The 1466-nt window shown below is 38.2% G+C and carries 1 protein-coding gene; it reads left to right on the top strand.

What is annotated here, in order from left to right:
• Positions 1 to 96: 96 nt before the first annotated feature.
• Positions 97 to 1427, top strand: a protein-coding gene (locus BJ095_RS18830; RefSeq protein ID WP_235867716.1) for an IS3 family transposase whose coding sequence is annotated in 2 segments (ribosomal slippage) — positions 97 to 478 and positions 478 to 1427 — 1332 coding nt in all. Because the reading frame shifts where the segments join, the coding sequence is not laid out codon by codon here.
• The last annotated feature ends 39 nt before the right edge of the window (positions 1428 to 1466 follow it).

Raw genomic sequence — 1466 nt, 5'->3', positions numbered from 1 at the left:
TAAAATGTACCCTATAAGATGGACACTTTAAAAAAAGTCCTTCTTGTAGGGTACTTTTGTTTATAATGAGAAAAAAGATGTTGGAGCGGAATTAGAATGACGAAAAGATTATTAACGAAAAAAGAACAAGAACTGCTAAAAAGAAACCCTTATGTAAAGTCAGTCAGCGAGAAAGCGATTACCTATACCGACGAATTCAAACGTCATTTTATTGCAGAAAATGAACAGGGGAAGCTACCTAGAGATATCTTCGAGGAAGCTGGCTTAAGTGTGGACTTAATTGGAATGGATCGTATTAAAACAGCGGGGAAACGCTGGCGTGCAGCCTATCGTAATTCTGGCATTGTAGGTTTACAAGATACTCGTAAAATGAATTCCGGCCGACCTTCTGAACGGAAATTAACCCCAGAAGAAAAAATCGCCCGTTTAGAAGCGAAAAACCAGTTATTACGTGCAGAAAATGAACTACTAAAAAAGCTCGATCTACTCGAAAGGCAGATGTTGAAGAAGAAATTACAATCGAAACGAAACTAAAATTTGAATTAATCCACCAGACGCTTCAAAAGTATAAACTAAAGCGTATGGTGAGCTATCTATGTAAGGTAATGGGTGTGTCTCGTTCAGGGTTCTATCATCATTTTGATGAAAAATCAGCGCAAAATCGCGCCAAACAAGATGAAGCAGATGAAGTGGTGAAAGACATCATTTTAAAGGCGTATCATTTCCGAGGACGTAAAAAGGGAGCACGCCAAATTAAAATGACGCTTCAAAGCCAATATAGCATCACCTATAACTTAAAGCGGATTCGCCGCATTATGAAGAAATTTAACATCATCTGTCCAATTCGCAAGGCAAATCCTTATCGAAGAATGGTCAAAGCGACGAAAGAACACCGCATTTATGCGAACGAATTAAAACGCAAATTTAAACAAGGTATAGTGGGTAAAGTGTTATTGACAGACATCACATATTTGCCATATCGAAACGGCAAACGTGCATATTTATCAACGATTAAGGACGCTGAAACGAACGAAATTCTAGCTTATGAAGTGTCATCTTCTTTACACTTGGACATCGCTCTGAATACGTTGAAGAAATTAAAAAAACATTCGCATTTAGCAGAAGATGCCTTTATCCATTCCGATCAGGGTTTCCATTATACAAGCCCGATTTACCAGGCATTGGTGAAGAAAATGGGTTTAGGTCAGTCTATGTCACGGCGAGGAAACTGTTGGGATAATGCGCCTCAAGAATCATTCTTTGGGCATTTAAAAGATGAAACAAACTTTAGCAATTGTGAAACGCTTGAAGAAGTAAAACGTGAAATCAAAAGTTACATGACCTATTACAATCATTATCGTGGGCAATGGAATTTAAAAAAGCTGCCGCCTGCAAAATACAGACAGCAGCTTCAACAAGTTGCCTAGGCTCTTTTTCAAAATGTCCTTTACAAAGGGTACACTTTA

The sequence above is a fragment of the Ureibacillus chungkukjangi genome (assembly GCF_003217295.1).
In the GTDB taxonomy this organism is placed as follows: domain Bacteria; phylum Bacillota; class Bacilli; order Bacillales_A; family Planococcaceae; genus Ureibacillus; species Ureibacillus chungkukjangi.
The sequence above is the reverse complement of the archived record's forward strand: the minus strand, read 5'-3'. Positions and strand labels throughout refer to the sequence as shown.